This window comes from Gemmatimonadales bacterium (genome assembly GCA_035502185.1).
GTDB lineage: Bacteria > Gemmatimonadota > Gemmatimonadetes > Gemmatimonadales > JACORV01 > Fen-1245.
The window spans coordinates 90,289-109,288 of sequence record DATJUT010000101.1 but is presented as its reverse complement, the minus strand read 5'-3'; the positions used below and the strand labels follow the sequence as shown (position 1 = coordinate 109,288).

9 protein-coding genes are annotated in these 19,000 nt (G+C 72.1%); 5 read left to right on the top strand and 4 right to left on the bottom strand.

Features of this window, described 5'->3' with window-relative positions; genetic code table 11:
- Positions 1 to 38: 38 nt before the first annotated feature.
- Together VMF70_13495 and VMF70_13490 are read right to left on the bottom strand one after the other, a co-directional pair.
- Positions 39 to 2,630 (bottom strand): protein kinase, encoded by a 2,592-nt coding sequence (locus tag VMF70_13495; GenBank protein ID HTT69034.1) that lies wholly within the window; start codon positions 2,628 to 2,630, stop codon positions 39 to 41.
- Between the two features lie 111 nt (positions 2,631 to 2,741).
- Positions 2,742 to 4,655 (bottom strand): 4-alpha-glucanotransferase, encoded by a 1,914-nt coding sequence (locus VMF70_13490; protein HTT69033.1) that lies wholly within the window; start codon positions 4,653 to 4,655, stop codon positions 2,742 to 2,744.
- 236 nt (positions 4,656 to 4,891) lie between these two features.
- On the opposite strand from VMF70_13490, the gene VMF70_13485 reads away from it, so the two are divergent.
- Positions 4,892 to 7,162 carry a TonB-dependent receptor gene (locus VMF70_13485; GenBank protein HTT69032.1) on the top strand — a complete coding sequence of 757 codons (2,271 nt, stop codon included), beginning with the start codon at positions 4,892 to 4,894 and terminating at the stop codon, positions 7,160 to 7,162.
- Between the two features lie 60 nt (positions 7,163 to 7,222).
- Here the strand turns inward: VMF70_13485 and VMF70_13480 are convergent, their stop codons facing one another.
- The gene (locus VMF70_13480; protein ID HTT69031.1) at positions 7,223 to 10,219 is read right to left on the bottom strand and encodes a hypothetical protein; all 2,997 of its coding nucleotides are present in this window, start codon (positions 10,217 to 10,219) and stop codon (positions 7,223 to 7,225) included.
- 190 nt (positions 10,220 to 10,409) lie between these two features.
- On the opposite strand from VMF70_13480, the gene VMF70_13475 reads away from it, so the two are divergent.
- A complete protein-coding gene (locus tag VMF70_13475) occupies positions 10,410 to 11,978 on the top strand; it encodes a S41 family peptidase (protein ID HTT69030.1) in 1,569 nt (522 codons plus the stop codon).
- A gap of 26 nt (positions 11,979 to 12,004) precedes the next feature.
- Here the strand turns inward: VMF70_13475 and VMF70_13470 are convergent, their stop codons facing one another.
- Positions 12,005 to 13,219 carry a hypothetical protein gene (locus tag VMF70_13470; GenBank protein ID HTT69029.1) on the bottom strand — a complete coding sequence of 405 codons (1,215 nt, stop codon included), beginning with the start codon at positions 13,217 to 13,219 and terminating at the stop codon, positions 12,005 to 12,007.
- 399 nt (positions 13,220 to 13,618) lie between these two features.
- On the opposite strand from VMF70_13470, the gene VMF70_13465 reads away from it, so the two are divergent.
- The 3 genes from VMF70_13465 (at position 13,619) to VMF70_13455 (ending at position 18,968) form a co-directional block, all read left to right on the top strand.
- The gene (locus VMF70_13465) at positions 13,619 to 14,695 is read left to right on the top strand and encodes a carboxypeptidase-like regulatory domain-containing protein (GenBank protein ID HTT69028.1); all 1,077 of its coding nucleotides are present in this window, start codon (positions 13,619 to 13,621) and stop codon (positions 14,693 to 14,695) included.
- A 92-nt stretch (positions 14,696 to 14,787) separates the two neighbouring features.
- Positions 14,788 to 17,232, top strand: coding sequence for a TIM-barrel domain-containing protein (locus tag VMF70_13460; GenBank protein HTT69027.1), 2,445 nt, complete (start codon positions 14,788 to 14,790; stop codon positions 17,230 to 17,232).
- Positions 17,233 to 17,420: 188 nt separating this feature from the next.
- A complete protein-coding gene (locus tag VMF70_13455) occupies positions 17,421 to 18,968 on the top strand; it encodes a DHA2 family efflux MFS transporter permease subunit (protein HTT69026.1) in 1,548 nt (515 codons plus the stop codon).
- Positions 18,969 to 19,000 lie beyond the last annotated feature (32 nt).

Below are 19,000 nucleotides of genomic sequence, written 5' to 3'. Positions count from 1 at the left end.
GCGGGGACGGCGGAGCCGGCGATCCGGCGCAGCGCTCCTCACCGCAGCGTCGTCAGCCAGATGTCGGCCTCCGTCACCCGCCGGGTGTAGTAGGCGTGCCGCCCATCGCGGGTCAGCCGCGGCGGCCCGATCACGTCGCTGGAGACGGTGAAGACCTTCCGGACCTGCTTCGTGGCGCGGTCCACGACGTAGAACGCCTTCCCGCCGGACACGAACAGCACGTGCCGGCTGTCCGGCAGCCATACCGGCCACTCGCCGTGGTCCGTCAAACGCTCGAAGCGGTGGGTGCGGACCTCGTAGGTCAGGATGCCCTGGTCGTGGCCTCCGTAAGCGCCGCAGATCCACCGCCCGTCCGGCGACCAGTCGTTCACGTACCAGGGCGTCGGCGACGTCTCCGGCGCCGGCAGCACCACGGGCACCTGGGCGGTCCACGGGCGGTTGGGATCGAAGACGTAGCTTCGCGCCTGCATCGATCCCGCCATGTGCGCACCGTCCGGGGACCAGACGGGATAGGAGAGGCCCGAGTCCGCATTCGTCAGCTGCCGCAGCTCACTGCCGTCGGATCGAATGCTCCAGAGCTGAAGTCTCGGCCCCCGGTTCGAGAAGAACGCGATCCGATTCCCGTCCGGCGACCACCGTGGCATGCGATCGTTGGCCGAGTCGCCGTTGACCTGGCGGCGCCCCGTGCCGTCCGGACGCGCCACGTAGATGTGGCCTTGCCCGATGGCATAGAAGGCCACCCACTGCCCGTCGGGCGAGGGATCCGGGTCCGACCAGCGCTGCGAGCCCGAGGTGACCCAGCCAGGATCGCCGATGACGCTGCCCGACGTCGGCTCGAGCCTCAGCGTCTGAACGTTCGCCGTGAGGAGCACCGAGCTGTACGCGATCCGGCGCCCGGAGGCGGCAAGGCTGATCTGCGCCAGTCTCGTGGCCGGGGTCGTGATCGGCTCCGGGTCGGACAGCGTCTCCCCGGACTTCTCGTCGATCCGGACCCGCCACAGGTTCATGCTGCCGCCGCGATTGCTGGCGAAATAGAGGTACCGCCCGTCCGGAGACCATGCCGGGTTCCAGCTGGTCGCCGAGTCCCGGCTCACCGCCAGCGGCTTGCCGCCACCGGGCGCGATGGTCCACAGGCCCACGAGGAACGGGTGGCCGCCCCGCTTCGTGAACGCGATCCGGTAACCGTGCGGCGACCAGCTCGGCAACACCCCGTCGCCGGTGGCAAGCCGTCGCGACGCGCCCGTCCTCACGTCGGCGACCCATATCTGGCTCTCCCCTTCGGCATCCTCCGGGTTCATCTCGACGTTCTCGGTGGCGTAGGCGATCTCGGTGCCGTCCGGGGACCACGTGGGCCGGTACCCGGCGTGGGTCACCCGTTTGACGTCCTCGCCCGTTCGCCCCATGACGAAGATGCCGCCGCCCTCGCGCTCCGAGCGGAAGGCGATGTGCTCGCCGTCCGGGGAGAAGGCCGGCTGGTCGTCGTTCACGGGGGAGTCCGCGGTCAAGTCGATCGCGTTCTGGCCGCCCACGCTGAGGAGATAGATGTCGCGGTTCCCGGTCGCCTCGCCGGCGTACACGAGCCACTTCCCGTCCGGCGACAGGCTCGGGTACAGCTCCTCGCCCGGGTCGCTGGTGAGCTGGGTGTAGATCGCGTTCTCCGCCGCGCTTCGGCGTTGCCAGCCGACGCTCCGCGACAGCAGGGCGAAGGCCCCGGCGGCGAGCAGGACCGCCGCCCCCGCCGCGGCCGCCACCAGGCGCGCCCGTGCGCCGGCGCGGGACCTCGCCGCCGGGGTGAATCCCTTCCCCGACAGCGCAGCGGCGAACTCGGAGGCCGACGAGAACCGGTCGGCCGGCAGGTTCGCCAGCACCTTCGCCAGCACCGCCTCGAGGGACGGCGGCACCGTCTGCCGGACCACCGAGATCCGTGGCAGCGGCTCGCTCAGCTTCTTGGCGAGGATCGCCAGCGGCGTCGGGCCCGTGTACGGCGTCTCGCCGCTGAGCATCTCGTAGAGGACGCAGCCGAGCGAATAGAGGTCGCTCCTGCCGTCCACCTCTCTCGAGCCGCTCGCCTGCTCGGGGCTCATGTACGCCGGGGTGCCGATCGCCAACCCCGTCTCCGTCAGCGTGGCCGACCCGGCGGCGCTCACGGCACGCGCGATGCCGAAGTCGCTCACCACGGCGTGGCCGGCCTCGAACAGGATGTTCTCCGGCTTGATGTCGCGATGAATCAGGTCGTGCGCGTGTGCGTAGCCGAGGGCGTCCGCCACTTCCTGGGTGATCCGGATCGCGTCGGCGATCGGGAGCTGCTTGTCCCGGGCCAGGCGGTCACGGAGCGACTCCCCTTCCACGAACGGCATGGCGTAGTAGAGCAGCCCGTCGGCTTCGCCCGAGTCGTACAGCGGAAGGATGTTGGGGTGCGCCAGCGTGGCCGCGATGGCGATCTCGCGGAGGAAGCGCTGGCTGCCGAGAGAGGCGGCCAGGTCCGGCAGCAGGACTTTCAGGGCGACGTGCCGGTGGTGCTTCAGGTCCTCGGCGAGGTAGACGACCGCCATGCCGCCGTGCCCGAGTTCCCGCTCGATCGCGTAGCGGTTCGCGAGCGCGACCTCCAGGCGCTCCAGGACCTCAGCCATCGCCCGTGAATATAGGACGCCCGCGGGGCGACCGGCCAGCAGCGCGGCAGAACGGAACCGGACGGTCGGCGCGCGGCACGTCCGGCGCCGGTCGCGGCCTTCCGCCGAGGTTCACTCGTGGTGTCGCGCACCCTCGAGTCGGCGGGCCAGCGCGTCGATCTGGGGGTCGGCGACGATCTCGTCGAGCAGCAGCCGCATCGGGCCCTGCCAGTTCGGGCGCACCGACGACGGGGTGCCGGGGAGGTTCACGCCGCGCTCCTCGAGCCAGAAGTCCTCGAGCCACGGCACGACCAGCGGGCTCCGCGAGCGGCCGAGCCACTCCAGCAGGCGGGTCAGCAGGGCCCGGGGCTGGTCCAACCGGCCGTGCAGACGCTGGGCGAGCCGCTCGGTGGCCCGCGCCCGCTCCTCGCGGACGCCGGCCTCCGCGGACTGCGCGAGGAGGCCGTATCGGATTCGCTCGGCAATGTCCGCGCCCAGGAGCCACCCCGCGAAGGTGGGCGTGTCGTGCGTGCCGACCAGGGCCATGTCCCTGGCACCGGGCGGCGCGATGCGAGGGTCCTTCGACGCCTGGAACTGCGCCAGGTACATGCCCCAGATGCGACGGCGCGGCAGCGCCTCGTCGATCTCGCGGGGCACGTTGCCGAGGTTCTCACCGACGACCTCGCAGCGGCCGCGGTGCGACTCGAGGGTGAGGATGGCGAACAGCTCATCGGCAGGGTACGAGACGTAGGTACCCTCGTGCAATCCGAAGCCGTGCGGGATCCAGTAGAGGCGCGTCCAGGCCATGATGTGGTCCACCCGCAACACGCCGGCCAGCTCCGCCTGGTGGGCGATGGAGGCCGCCAGGTACTGGTGCCCCTCGCGGCGGGACGCCTCCGGAAGCACCGGCGCGAAGCCCCAGTCCTGCCCGCTCGGGAAGCCCAGGTCGGGAGGGGCGCCCACCGACATCCCGTCGCCGAACAGCGTCTGCCGGGACCAGGGATCGTACCCGTCCGGGTGCACGCCCACCGCGAGGTCGAGCCCCAGGCGCATCCCGTCCTTTTCCAGCCGGCCGCGGAGGTCGTGGAGCTGCCGGCGCACCAGTGTCTGGGCCACCAGGTGGAACCGCTCTTCGCCGGCATCCACGTGCCCGGGCTGCGGCGTCCCCGCCCGTGCCGCGGCCGGCCAGTCCCGCCAGTTCCTGCCCAACCGGGCCTGCGCGCCGCGGAAGCGCGCGTAGCGCAGCAGCTCGGGGTCGACGGGCGAGGGGATCGGCACCGCCCGCGCCACCAGCGCCGCGCGCACCTCGGCGTCGGCCCGCGCTACGTCCAGCGTGGCCGGGGCGGCGGTCGGCCGGTGGCCCTCCCCGAGATCGAGGATCAGCTCCGACCAGAACAGGCGGCTCACGCCCGAGTAGGGGCTTGGCTCCGCCGGCTCGGTGTTGAACGTGGGACTGAGCGGCAGCACGGTGACGAGATCGCCCCCGCGGTCCCTCACCCAGCGGCACAGCGATTCCAGGTCCTGGAGGTCCCCGAGCGAGCGGCTGCGCGCCGAGCGAAGCGCGGCGAGGTGGGTGCCCACGCCCCAGCTCCGGTGCGATCCCGGCCGGTGCCACGCCCGCTCGGGCGCGGCGATGACCGTGCAGGCCGCGCTGCGGCGCCCGGCCTCGGCCGTGAGCCGGTGGTAGCCGAAGGGGAGCCGACGGGCCGCCCGGAGCCTGCCGCCGGAGAGCCTGAGCGGGACGACGTCGCCGCCTTCCAGGCGCAGCTCCGCGCGCACGGGGCCGGCGACCCGCAGGGCGAGCGGCGGCAGCGCGCCGCCCCAGGCGACCACGACTGGCGGCAGGAGCCCGCTTTTCGCGGCGTCCTTCCGCGCCCGCAACGCGTCGGGCGCATCGCCCGGCCTCGCGACCGGGGCCCCCAACGCGGCGCATACGCGCATCAGCGTCTCGGGCGCCACGACGATCCGCCTGCCAAGGCCATCCGTGTAGCGGACGTGGACGCCCAGCGCCGTGGCGAGGGCGCGGAGGGCCTTCAGCTCATCCATGGGGTGCAGGTGCGCACGAGGGCAGTGACCGGGTTCCGCGTAGGGGCCGTGGAGGAGACCGGAACGGGATAAGCGTTGCCCGCACCGGGGCGGGAGTCAAGCCAGCGAGTCGCGTCCTTGCCTGGCGCGGCTGCCCGGCGCAACACTTCCGGTCCGTCGGCCGTAACCGGGAATACCGGCCCGCGGCCGGCCAGCACCCGATGCGGAGAGTCCTCGTGCCCAATCGCGCTCCGACGATGGCCCGTGTTCTCCTGACCGCGCTCGCCGCGCTGGCGCCCGGCGCCGCGGTCCTCCGCGCCCAGAGCGTCGCCGGCAGCGTGGCCAGCCGGGGCACCCCGGTCGTGGGTGCCGCCGTGCGGCTCCTCGAGCTCGACCGGGTCGAGCGCACGGGCGGCCAAGGCACCTTCCGGTTCGCGAACGTGCCCCGGGGCACGTACCGGATCTTCGTGAGCGCCACCGGCTTCGCGTCGGCCACGGACACGGTGCAGGTGGAGGCGGCCACGGCGACCGTCGCGTTCGATCTCCGGGAGTCCGCCGTGCCGCTCCGCGAGATCACCGTCACCGCGTCCCCCACGGCTCGCCCGACCGACGAGCTGTACCAGCCGGTCGTGTCCACGTCGCGCCTCGCGTTCGACAACAGCCCGGGCACGAGCTTCGCCGAGAAGATCTCCGATCTGCCCGGGGTGAGCGTGCGCGGCAACGGCTCCGCGCCGGCCCGGCCGATCATCCGCGGGCTGGGTGACAACGAGGTGCTGGTCCTGGAGAACGGGCTCAGGATGGGCGACATCGCGACCTACGATCCGGCGCATGCCACGCCCGTCGACGCCATGGGCATCGCGCAGGTCGACGTGGTGCGGGGCCCGGCGACGATCCTGTACGGGCCCAACACCCTCGGCGGGCTGGTGAACGTGATCACCAACTTCGTGCCCACGCTCGCGGATCATCCGGTATCGGGCACGGTCGCGCTGGAAGGCAACAGCGTGAGCAACGAGATGTCGGGGTACGTGAACACGGTCGTCAGCGGCTCCCACGCCGCGTTCCGGCTCTCGGCCGGGGGGCTGCGGTCCTCCGACATCCGCATTCCCTCGGGCAGCTACACCGATCCCGGGACCGGGGCGACGTTCGCCCTCGACCGGATCCCCCAGTCCTTCGACCACAGCGGCGAGGTCGGCGTCGGCTGGTCGTATCAGGGCGACTTCGGGATGATCGGCGTCGGCGGCAACCACTATGAGATGAACTACGGCATCCCCGGCGTGCCGCCGAACCCCGACTGGATCAACGTCCCGCCCACCACGTCGCGCATCGCCCAGCGGCGCAACACCCTGGAGCTGCGGAGCCTGATCAACGCGGGCGGCGTTGTGGTGGACCGGCTCAGGCTCGACGCGAGCTACAACGACTACAACCACTCCGAGTACCCGACCGCCGAGGATTCCACCGGCGTGTCGGATCCGCAGGCCAATCACTTCCACAAGCGCGAGCTCAACGCGACGCTGCAGCTCCAGCAGCGGCCCGGCGCCCTGAGCGGCACGCTCGGGCTCTGGACCGACGTCCAGAACCTGACGATCGAGGGCGACCAGCCGCTGGGACCCAACTCGGTCACGACCGGCCTGGCCGCGTTCGCGTACGAGGAGTACCAGGCCACGCCGGCGACGCGGCTCCAGGCGGGTCTCAGGTTCGACTACAACCGGATCCAGACCCGCCCCTACCCGCAGTCCACCGACTCGGTGTTTCGGACCCTGGACGAGTCGCGGCTGTCGAACGCCGTGACGGCCTCGCTCGGCGCCATCCGCCGGCTCGGCTCGCAGCTGACGGTCTCGCTCGGCGTGGCGCGCTCGTTCCGCGCGCCCACGGTGCAGGAGCTGTTCGCCAACGGGCTCGACGCGGCGAGCGGGACCTACTCGATCGGCACGGCGAGCCTGGGCCCCGAGACGGGCCTGGGGCTCGACGCCTCGCTCAAGGGCGAGCTGGGGCCCATCGTCTTCGAGGTGTCACCGTATCTGAACGCCATCGACCACTACATCTACGGGTTCCTGCGCGGCGACACGATCCAGGGGTTCCCGGTGCGCCAGTTCGCCGCCACGCGCGCACGGCTGGCCGGGTTCGAGGCGACCGTGACCGCGCAGCTCGCGTCGCACCTGGCCCTGCATGCCGGCTCCGACTACGTCAACGCGCAGGACACGCAGAACGACGTGCCTCTGCCGTTCACGCCGCCCCTGAGGGGCCTGTTGCGCGCGACGTACCAGAGCAGCACCTGGATGGGGATGGTCGAGTGGCGCGGGGCCGCGCGCCAGACCAGGCTCGGCGACGGCGATACGCCAACGGCGGGCTACGGCGTCGTCAACCTCGGGGCCGGCCTGCGGCTGGTGCACCGCGGCCTGGTATCCGAGATCAGCCTCCACTGCGACAACGTCTTCGACCGCGTGTATCGCGACAACCTGTCGGTGATCAAGGACTTCGTCCCGCAGCCCGGGCGCGGCTTCCGCCTCAACTACCAGCTGCTGTACTGATCCGGCGCGCCCGGCTCACGCCGGGCCGCGCGCCCCTGCCGTCTCCCCCCCCCGCCCCGCCTACCTCGTCCCCGATCTCGGGTCCGGCTGAACCGTGAACGTCTGCGCGTACGTCTGCCCGTTCACCGTGAGCTTCGCCGTGAACGTGCCGGTGAGGAGCCGCACCTGGCGGCGGGGTCCGCCGCCGCCCTGGGCACCTCGCACCTCGAGCACGGGATTCCACACCACGCGGTGCAGCCCTGCCGACGCCGAGAACGGCTCGCCCGCGCTCTGCCACAGCGGCGACACGCGAGCGAGGCCCGCCGCCCCCGTCCCCTCCCCCTGCGCCGCCGCGCGGCCTGGGGCCGGCGCCGCCGGCGCCTCACTCGAGTAGCTCTTCACCAGCGTCCCGCCGGCATCCAGGATGTCGAGGGTCACCGGCCCGGTCGCCGCCGCCCGCAGCCAGTAGTCGATCGCCGCCCCGCTCGGGGGGTTGGCCGCCTGCGGCTCGTCCTTCTGAAGCGGCGTGCCGTCGTCGCCGCCCTGCAGCACGTTGACCGCGTCGGCCGGCTTGAACAGGTACGCATCGGCCGCGAGCGCCGTGCCGCTCACCTGCCGGAGCGGGCTGATGTCGTCCACGACCCAGAACCCGCGGCCATGCGTGGCCGCGATCAGGTCGTTGCCGTAGATCGCGAAGTCGCGCACCGACGTGACCGGCAGGTTGAGCTGCAGCGGCTGCCAGTGATCCCCGTCGTCGAGCGAGACGAACGCCCCGCGCTCGGTGCCGGCGAACAGCAGCCCGCGCCGCGCCGGGTCCTCCTTGACGGTGTGGACGTACACGCCGGCGGGGAGGTCCGTGTCGATCCGCTCCCAGGTCCGGCCGAGGTCGCGTGTCCGGTACAGGTATGGCGCGAAGTCGCCCAGCTGGTGCCGGTCCACGCTGGCGTACGCGGTGTTGAAGTCCACGTGCGACGCCTCCACCATCGTCACGCGGCTCCACGGCGTGAGCGCCGGGGGCGTGACGTCGCGCCAGGTCGCGCCATCGTCCAGCGTGAGCTGGATCAAGCCGTCGTCCGTCCCCACCCAGACCAGCGGCACCAGCGCCGGCGACGGCGCGATGGTGTAGACCACGCCGCGCCGGCCGTTGCCGCCGGTGTCGTTCGTCGCCGCGGCATCGAGATTCGCCGGCGCGCCGGGATCCGGGCGCGTGAGGTCCGGGCTGATGCGCCTCCAGGTCCGCGCCCCGTCGGCCGTCTTGAACAGGAACTGGTTCGCGTAGTACAGCGCGTGCGGGTCCGCGGGCGAAAGCACCAGCGGCTGGGTCCAGTCGCCGCGCGCCGGCTCGGGGCTCTGCGGCGGCGTGGTGCCCGGCACCGCGCCGTTGGTCTCGAGATCCCACCGCGTTCCCATCCCGCCGTAGACGATCCCCGGGTGCAGCGGATCGCCGGCGGTGTAGCCGCTCTCGCCGGCCGCCCCCATCGGCTCCCAGTCGCGCTCGGCGATCTCTCCGAACTTGCCGCGCGAGCGCACGGCCACCGTGCCGCTGTCCTGCTGCGCACCCGTGACCCAGTACGGAAACCGGTAGTCCACGGACACGTGGTAGATCTGCGCCGTGGGCTGGTTGAGCCACGACGTCCAGGTCACGTCCCGCGGATCGGCGGCGCGCGCGTTCCGGGTGATGACCGCACCCTGGTCGCTCCCGACGATCAGCGTCTCGGGATCGTCGGGCGAGATCCAGACCTGGTGGTAGTCGTCGCCGCCCGGCGAGCCGCGGAGCACGACCCAGGTGTGCCCGCCGTCCATGCTGCGGTTCACGTTGACGTTCGGGACGTAGACGACGTCGGGGTTCCTCGGATCCACGGCGATCTTCTCGAAGTACCAGCCGCGCCCCCACAGCATCTGGTCCGACGACAGCCGCGTCCACGTCGCACCGCCGTCGTCCGACCGGAAGAAGCCGCCCTGTGCCGGAGGCGGCGGCGCAGCGCCCTGAGGGGCCGCGCCCGGCGCGGGCGCCGCGCCCGCCGCCGGCCCGGCGGCCGGCCCCTCGCCGGCAGGCGCGGTGCGCTCCGGCTCAAGGCAGTCGACCACCGCGTACACGCGCCGCGGGTTGCTCGGCGCGACGGCGATGCCGGTCCGGCCGATGCCAGCCTTCGGCAGCCCCGCCGTGAGCCGCTTCCACGTGGTGCCGCCGTCGGTCGACTTGTAGATCCCGCCGCCCGGGCCGTTGGTCGGCGCGTACACGAACCAGGGCGGGCGCCGCGTGTTCCAGAGCCCGGCGTACACGACGCGCGGATTGGACGGGTCGATCACCACTTCGACGGCGCCGACGTTCTCGTCCTCCGAGAGCACCTTCTGCCAACTGCGCCCGCCGTCCCGGGAGCGGTAGAGCCCGCGCTCGGCGTTGGGCGCGTACAGCGAGCCGATGGCGGCGACGAACACGACGTCCGGATTGCGCGGATCCACCGCGATCTTGCCGACGTGCTGGGTGCCTTCGAGGCCGCAGTGCGTCCAGGAGCGGCCTCCGTCGGTTGACTTGTAGACGCCGTCGCCGTAGCCGGCCGAGTCACGCAGCGTGGACTCGCCGGTGCCGACGTAGATCACCTCGGGCGCCGACGGCGCCACCGCCATCGCCCCGACCGAGGCCACCGGCTGACCGTCGAAGACGGGCTTCCACACCCGGCCGCCGTCGATCGTCTTCCACACGCCGCCGTTGACGTGGCCGAAGTAGAACTCGTTCGGCCGGCCGGGCACGCCGGCCACGGCGTCCACGCGCCCGCCACGGAACGGGCCCAGCATTCGCCACCGGAGGCCGGAGAGGAAGGCTGGCGGCAGCTCCTCCGCCGCCGGGGCTGCGGTCGCCGCGCCCACCCCGGCCGCCCGGGGAACCCGCTCCGGCCCCGCGGTCAGGGCGCGGCGCAGCCACGGGGACAGCGCCACGGCACCCCACGCCGCCTGCCCGAGCCGTGCCAGGAAGTCGCGCCTGGCGACGCCGCCGTCCCCGCCGGCGGCGTCGAGGCTGCGGGAAGACCCGGAGGGACCGATCTCGAATGGGGTGGTGCGCGCGAGCGGCTTCGCCACGGAAGGCTCCCGGAACGTCGCGAAACGGCAAATGGTGGAAGTCTGAAGCTCTTCGGGCGAGCGGTGGAAAGTCAATCGGGCCGCCGGGAGAGGACGGCGAAGGCACCGGAGCGGCGCGTCGCGCCGGTGGGCCGCGGGCGCTCCTGCAGGCGATTTGCGCCGCCGCGCTTGGACGCCTACCATAGCGGCCATGGGCACTCTTCGACGCACGGCCGCGCGCGCGGCGCTGCTCGCGGCCCTGGTGGCGGCGGCGCCCCGGCCGCTCCGCGCTCAGGCCTCGACCTACCAGCTGTTGCAGACCTTCTCGGACCTGCTCAACCAGATCCGCGTCAACTACGTGGACTCCGTCACGACGCAGCATCTCGTCCGCGGTGCCATCGAGGGAATGCTGGCCTCGCTCGATCCGCACAGCTACTACCTGGCGCACGATCAGGCCGAGCGGCTCGACGCCTGGCGTGCCGGCCAGCTCGCCGCCACGGGTATCATCGTCGAGTCCGTGGAGGGCGTCATCACGGTGGCCGCGGTGGTTCCCGGAAGCGCGGCCGAGCGGGCCCACGTGGCGCCGGGAGACCGGATCGTGGCCGTGAACGACAGCTCGGTGGCCGGCCTCGAGGCGCACGTCGTGCAGTCGCGGTTGGTGGGCGAGCGGGGCACCCGGGTCCGGCTCCGCCTCGAGCGCGGGCCGCGCCTGGAGCCCGACACGGTCTCGCTCACGCTGCGCAACCAGGACATCAAGCCCAGAAGCGTCACTCGCGAGCGCACCCTCGGCGACGGGATCGGCTACGTCCGCCTCGCGGAATTCCACCGGGAGGCCGGTGCCGATCTGCGCGACGCGCTCGACCGCGTCGCGACGGGCGCGAGTCCGCGCCGGGTCATTCTCGACCTGCGCGGGAATCCGGGCGGCGCGCTCGTGGCCGCTCAGGACGTCCTCTCCATCTTCCTGTCCGACGGGCAGGTGGCGTTCCGCACCCGGGGACGGCATCCCGAGGCGAACGGGGAGTTCCTGGTGCGGGGAAACGGGCGGTATCGCGATGCCCGCCTGGTGGTGCTGATCGACGAGCATTCGGCGTCCGCCTCCGAGGCGGTGGCCGGCTCGCTCCAGGATCACGATCGGGCGGTCATCCTGGGGCGCCGGAGCTTCGGCAAGGCTCTGGTGCAGCGGCCGTTCCTCATCCAGCCCGCCCAGGACGAGGCGTGGCTCACGATCGCCTACGTCACATCGCCGAGCGGCCGGGTGATCCAGCGCCGCTATCAGGGCCTGAGTGTCGCGCAGTACGAAGCGCTCGCCGGCCAGGGCGGCAGCGCGGGCGACACGGCCGAGGCGCTCCGCACCGACTCGGGCCGGATCGTGCGGGGGGGCGGCGGCATCGCGCCCGACTCGGCCCTGCCGGCGCCGCCCTCCCTGCCGGGCTGGTTCGTGGCGGCCTCCGATAGCGGCTTCGACGACGCGGTGTCGGACAGCGTGGCGCAGAGCCTCCGGCCCGATGCGGCAGCCCGGGCCGCCTGGACGGGCGATCCGTCGCAGTGGCCCGCCCGCCTGCTGCCCCCGCTCCTCGACCGGGTGCGCCGGCGGCTGGGCGTCGCTGCGCAGCTCGACTCCGCGCAGAGCGCGCGCATCGCGCGTTACATGGCGGCGCGGGCGGCCGAGGTGAGGTGGGGCCCGGACGCCTCGGAGGAGCTGCTCGTCGCCAGCGACCCGGAAATCGCGGCCGCCGTCGCGGTCCTGCGGCGGCCCCAGCCGGGGGCCACGCCGAAGTAGCGGAGACCCTCCCTCGCCGCGGGCCGCTACGGCGTCGGGGCGCCCAGCTCGGCGAGCCGCTGGCGCACCGCGGCGAGGTCGCGATGGCTTCGGGCGGCCAGCGCCACGAAGCGCTGGTATTCCGTCACCGCGCCGTCGTGGTCGCCCGCGAGGCGGAGCGCGTCACCCAGCACCAGATGCGGCTGCGGAACCCACGGCTCGGCCTCCGCCGCGCGCCGCAGCTGCTCCGTCGCCGGCCCGGTCTCGTGTCGCGCCGCGAGCACCGTCCCGAGGAGCAGTCGCGCGGTGTAGTCGTCCGGCTTCAGCTCGATCGCCCGCTGCAGCTCGGTCACCGCCGTCGCGGTGTCCACGGTGCGCATCGCGATGTAGGCCAGGCGGGAGTGGGCCGGATAGAACGAGAGGTCCTCGACCAGCGCCTGCTGGTACGCCTCCCGCGCCGCCGAGTCCCGGCCCTGCAGCTCGTCGATCCGCCCGATCTCGTACTCCCAGAGCACCTTGGAGTCGTACACGTACTTCATCTTCTCCGCGTCGGAGCGGCGGGCGACCGCGAGAGCCGAATCCAGCTCGACGCGGGCGCTGTCCGGTTGTCCCAGCAGGAACAGGGCCCGCGCGCGCCAGGCCCGCAGGTCGGAGTCCTTCCGGTGATGGCGCTCCTCGCCGGCCCAGTAGTCCGCCGCCTGGCGGTATTCGCCCCGCCCGAACGCGAGCCAGGCGCTGGTCGCCGGCCCGAGGGTCCTCAGCGCACTCCGCACGTAGAACTCGACATCGAGGTCGCTGACCTCCTCGCCGTGCTGGCGATAGTCGTCGTGGATCCGGTTCGTGAAGTAGGTCACGATGAGGAGCTCGTCCAGCTGCTGCGGAAAGAAGGGGTCCAGCGTCAGCGCCCTGACCTCGAGCGAGTCGATGCGCCGCACGTCCGCCGACTGCAGCGTCCGGCGGTCGTCCTCGATGTAGCCGCTGAGTACGTACCGATCCGCCAGCAGCAGCGCGATCCGCTCGGCGTAGTAGGCCACCGCGGCGTCCGGAGAGAGCCGGTGCGTCCAGTAGAACGCCGCCGCCGCGGTTTCGGGGTCGTCGTGCACGCGCGCCATCCCGAGTTGGTAGTACGCGTAGGCGTCGCACGTGTCGCTGCCGGACGGCAGGGCTGGACGGCGTGGCATTTTCCCGGGACCGTTGCCCTGGGCGGCGAGCGGCGTCGCGGACGCGACGAGGAGACAGAAGGCGACTGGCAGGATACGCATAGGGCGACGCTCTCCGTGGGACCGGGACGACCTGACGACGCTCTCCGCGGGCCCCGAATAGCTGGCGGACAGGCGTTAGGCGGGCGTCACTTGCGCCGGTGCGGATCTCGGAATCGTGGAATCGGAATTGCCGCCGCGCACCCGGGGTCGCGAGTGCCAGACCTTCCACTGTCGGCCCCCGTTGCCGTTTGCCGCGGCACGTGGCCGACCAGAGCCCGGAAGAGCCCCGCGTCGCGACCGCTCGCCGGGGCCGCGGCGCCGGCGGTGCCGGGACGCGCGACCTCCCGGGAGGACGGTTCCGCTCCGGCGTCTTGCGGCGTTGGCGCGGGGCGCTCATAGCTAGTGGTGGCGGCCGGCTCGATCCCGCCGGCGGCCACCTCCGCAAGCCGCGAGGATCGCATGGGATTGGTCGAGCGGTCGGCGTTTCGGGGTCTCGTGGTGCTGCTCGCCGTCGGAGCAGCCCGGGACGCTCTCGCCCAGCAGCGTTCCGACGTGGTGCGAGGGTCCGTGCTTTCCGGCGGCGCGGGCGTTCCCTTCGCGGTGGTGTCGCTCGAGCCCGAGCGCGGCCGGCAGTTTACCGACGACAGCGGGGCGTTCCGCTTCACCGGCGTCCCTCCGGGCGGCTACCGGCTTCTGGTGCGGCAGATCGGCTTCCACCCGTTCGACTCGACGGTCGTCAAGGTCGCCGGCGTTCCCCTGGCGCTCTCGATCGCGATGAAGCCGCTGGTGGTGGAGCTGGCGACCATCACCGTCACGACCTCGCGCGCGTGCACGGCACCGGGGCCGCCCGACTCCGCGGCCGCGCCGCAGCTGCTGGCGCTGCTGCAGCAGATCCGGGAGAACGCGGAACGGTACGCGTTCCTGGCCGATTCGTACCCGTTCCGCTACCGGATGTCGCGCAAGTTCGCCGACTACGACCAGATGGGCCGCGTCGCGTCTGCGTCCGCCGACGTGGTGCAGCTCGTCAGCCGCAATCGGGTGCGGTATCGGCCCGGCTACGTGGTGAAGACGGGTGCCGGCCCGAACGACAGCCTGATGCCGCGCATCGTGCTGCCGACCCTCTCCGATTTCGGCGACAGCGCGTTCCAGGCCGTCCACTGTTTCTACTACGCGGGCACGGTGGACCGCGACGGCGGGCGCTACGTCCGGTTCGACTACGTCCCCACCGAGGCCCTGCGCACGCCGGACATCGAGGGCGAGGTCTACCTCGACGCGCTCACGTACCAGCTGCGCATCGCCACCGTCCGGCTCACCCGCGTCGCGCGCGCACTGTCGGGGCTGCAGTCCGCGAGCTCGACCATCACCTTCGCCGAGCTGTATCCCAACGTCCTCATCCCACGGCGGGTGGAGGGCGTGCTGGTGCCGGAGCCGCGCTTCGACGTCCGCACGCCCATCGTCCGCTACACGGAGACCCAGGAGCTGCTCGACGTCCACTTCGAGCGCCCGCTGCCGGGGACCCGGCCGCCGGGGCCGTAGCCGGCCCGGCCCGGCCGCGCGCGCCGGCGACGAGTGGATTGCGTGACCAGAGGCCTCCGCGCACAATTGTGTGCGACCCGGGAGGTCTCGAGATGAACGGACGCACGGCGGTTACCCTCGCGCTCGCCCTCACGCTCGCCGTCGCAACCGTCGCGCGGGCCCAGGACGGGCGCTACGTGTTCCTCGGCAACTACCGCGCGATGGAGCGCGTGAAGGGCGGCGTGGTGGCGCGCGCCGAGAACGGCGCGGTGCGGATCGAGCAGGTGGCGGACGTCGGGTTCCGCATCCGCTACTCGTTCACCGGCGCCTTCGACACGGCCGCCTCCTGGGCGACGCTGCCCGACAGCATCGTGCTCGCCGACCCCGCGATCCGCGAGACGGCCGAGGCGCTCACGGTCCGCGGCGCGGTGCTCGTGGCCACGCTCCGCAAGCATCCCCTGCGCCTCTCCATCGCCGACACCGCCGGCCACGAGCTGTTTTCCGAGTCGCTCGGCGCCGGACACCAGGGTGGGCGCGTCACGCACATCGTCGCCCGCCCCTCCGGCGGCCACTACTTCGGCATCGGCGAGGAGCCGTTCCCGCTCGACCGCACCGGACAGATCCTCACGATGTGGAACACCGACGCGGGCTATCACGCCGGCCAGACGACCCCGATCTACTCCTCCATTCCCTTCTATATCGCGGTGAACGCGGGCCGCGCATACGGCGTGTTCTACGACGATTCGTACAAGAGCGAGTTCGACTTCGGCGCCAGGCTGCGCAGCCACGTCGGCTTCACCGCTGACGGTGGCGAGCTGCGCTTCTACGTGTTCCCCGGGCCCGCGGTCGAGTCGGTGCTCGCCGAGTATACGCGGCTCACCGGCCGCACCCCCCTCCCGCCGGAGTGGGCGCTCGGTTTCCAGCAGAGCCGCTGGGGCTACGTCCCCGACAGCGAGCTGTACCGGATCACGCACGAGTTCCGCAGCCGCGGCATCCCGTGCGACGTGCTGTACCTCGACATCGACTACATGGACGGGTACCGCCTGTTCACCTGGAGCCCGCAGCGCTTTCCCGACCCGCGGCGCATGCTGGCGGACCTGCGGCGCGAGGGGATGAAGGTCACGACGATCGTGGACGTCGGCGTGAAGGTGGACAGCGCCTACGACGTGTACCGGCAGCTGCTGGCCTCGGGCGACTACGTGACCTGGCCCGACGGCTCCCCGTACGTGGGCGACGTGTGGCCCGGCAAGACCATCTTCCCCGACTTCAGCCGGCAGGCCACGCGTACCTGGTGGGGGGAGATGGACAACCGGCTGTGGTCGGCCGGCATCGCGGGCATCTGGAACGACATGAACGAGCCGGCCAACTTCTTCGGCGGCACGCTGCCCGACGTCACGCTGTTCGGCAAGGGCGAGCACGAGGGCAGCCACCTCGAGTACCACAACCTCTACGGGTTGCTCGAGGCCCGGGCCACGTACGAAGGCTGGCGCCGCCTCCAGCCCGATCACCGGCCGTTCATCGTCACGCGCGCGGGCTTCTCCGGCCTGCAGCGCTACACCAGCATCTGGACCGGTGACAACTCCGCCGACTGGGAGCATCTGCAGCTCGCCGTCGGCATGACGCTCGGCCTCGGCATCAGCGGCGTGCCGTTCGCCGGCGCCGACATCGGCGGCTTCGCGGGCTCACCGTCCGCCGAGCTGTTCTCGCGCTTCCTCGAGGCGGCGACCTTCTTCCCGTTCTACCGCACGCACAACGAGTTCTCGGCGCCGGCCCGCGAGCCGTGGGCGTTCGGCCCGGTGCACACCGCGGCCAACCGCGAGATGATCCGGCTGCGTTACCGCCTGCTGCCGCAGCTCTACACGGCGTTCTACCAGCACGGCCGGGACGGCCGTCCGGTGGCGCGCCCGCTGGTGTGGGAGTTCCAGGGCGACACCGCCGTCTACGGCATCAACGACGAGTTCACCTTCGGCGACCACCTGCTGGTGGCCCCCGTCACCCGCGAGGGCCAGGATACGCGCCCGGTCTACCTGCCCGCGGGCCGCTGGTTCCGCTACCCCTTCGACTCGGTGTACGACGGCGGGCACGCCTACGCGGTCAGCGCCCCGCGCGTCGACCCGTGGGCGCGCGACGACTCCAACTTCGTCAAGAGCGTGCCGCTGTTCGTCCAGGCGGGCGCCGTGATCCCGATGCAGGCGGTCGAGCAGTACGTGGGTGAGCGGCACATGGACACGCTGGAGCTGCACGTGTGGGACGGGGGCTCCGGGACCAGCGAGCTGTACGAGGACGCCGGCGAGGGCTTCGCCTACCGGCAGGGCGCCTTCCGGCTCAGCCGGTTCCAGACCACCGCCGACGGCCCGACGCTGCGCCTCGCGATCGCGCAGACGGGCAGCTACGCCGGCGCGGCGTCCAGCTTCGAGGTGGTGGTGCACGGGCTCGCCGCGGCGCCGAAGAGCGTGACCGTGGACGGCCGCGCCGCGCAGGCCGCGTGGGACGCGGGGCGCAAGCTTGCGACGCTCGACGTGCCCGCCACGTCCAAGGAGATCAGAATAGACCGCTGAGAGCTCAGGTCAGTTGCCAGACGGCAAGGAGGAAGTGGTTACCAGCTACGAGTGAGCGGAGGCCAGCCCAGTTGGCAGTACCTGCAACTGGTCTGCCCTCTTGGGTCTGGCAACGGGCAACCACTTCAGTCCTTACCGTCTGGCAACTACCCTGAAGTCTGCCGTTGCTGATTACTTTTCTCTCACCGATGTCAAGACCGCCCGTCAACAAGTGGCTCGTCGCAGGCACGGTCATGATCGGCACGATCATGGCCGTGCTCGACTCGAGCATCATCAACGTCGCGCTGCCCGAGATGAGCGGTACCCTCGGCGCGACCATCGAGGAGATCACCTGGGTCGTCACCGGCTACATCCTCGCCCAGGTCATCATCATGCCGATCTGCGCCCTGCTGTCGCAGCGCTACGGGCGCAAGAACTTCTACCTCGTGTCGATCGTCGCCTTCACCGCCGCGTCGATGGCGTGCGGCATCGCCCGCTCGATGCCGGTGATGGTGTTCTTCCGGGCCCTGCAGGGGCTCGGCAGCGGGGTGCTCATCACGGTCTCGCAGGCCATTCTGCGCGAGACCTTCCCGCCCGAGGAGCAGGGCACGGCGATGGGGCTCTACGGGTTCGGCATCGTGCTGGCGCCGGCCTTCGGCCCCACCCTCGGCGGCTGGATCACCGACCAGTGGTCCTGGCCGTGGGTGTTCTACATCAACGTCCCGATCGGCGTCGTGGCCGTCCTGCTGGTGCAGCGGTTCGTCGAGGACCCGCCCTACCTGGTGCGCTCCCGGGGCCGGATCGACCTCCCGGGCCTGGCGCTCATGACCGCCGGCCTCGGCGCCCTGCAGCTGATGCTCGAGAAGGGCCAGGACGAGAACTGGTTCGAATCGGCCTTCATCGTGTGGCTGGCGGTGATCGCGGTGGTGGGCCTCGCGCTGTTCGTGTGGCGCGAGCTCCGCTGCGAACGTCCGGCGGTGGAGCTCGGCCTGTTCCGGAACGTCCCGTTCGCCTCCGCGACCGCGCTGGGGGGCGTGCTGGGGATGGGGCTGTACGGCGCGCTGTTCCTGCTGCCCCTGTTCCTCCAACAGCTGCTCGGCTTCCCGGCGGAGAAGTCCGGGATCGCCATGATGCCGCGCGGCCTCGCGATGGCGGTCCTGATGCCCGTCGTCGGCCTGCTCTACAACCGTCTCGGACCGCGCGTCCTGGTGGGCACCGGGCTGGCGATCAGCGCCTTCTCGTTCTGGGACCTGGCCCACCTCACCGGGGAGACGGGCGCGTGGGACATCCTCCTGCCGCAGATGTGGCAGGGCGTGGGGTTCAGCCTGCTGTTCGTGGCGCTGAGCACCGCGGCGCTCGCGACGATCCCGAAGACCAAGATGACCGCGGCCGCAGGCCTCTACAACGTGGTGCGGCAGGTGCTGGGGAGCGTCGGCATCGCGCTCACCGCCACCGAGCTGACCCGCGGCGCGGCGGTCTACCACGACCGGCTGGCCGAGCACGTCACCATCTACGGCCCGGCCACCCAGGCCTGGCTGCGCGCGCTGACCGGGGGGATGATGCGGCGCGGGTCCGACGCGGCGACCGCCGGCCGCGAGGCGCTGCGGATCCTGGATCTCGACGTGACGCGGCAGGCGACCGTGCTCGCCTACAACCACGTCCTGCTGCTCGTGGCCGCCCTGTTCCTGGCGTCCTTCCCGCTCGTCCTGATGGTGCGCGGGCACCGCGACGCGAAGGTGGAGATCGCGGGTGAGTAGCCGCCGGCCCGCGGCGGGTGCCCGTGGCGGGC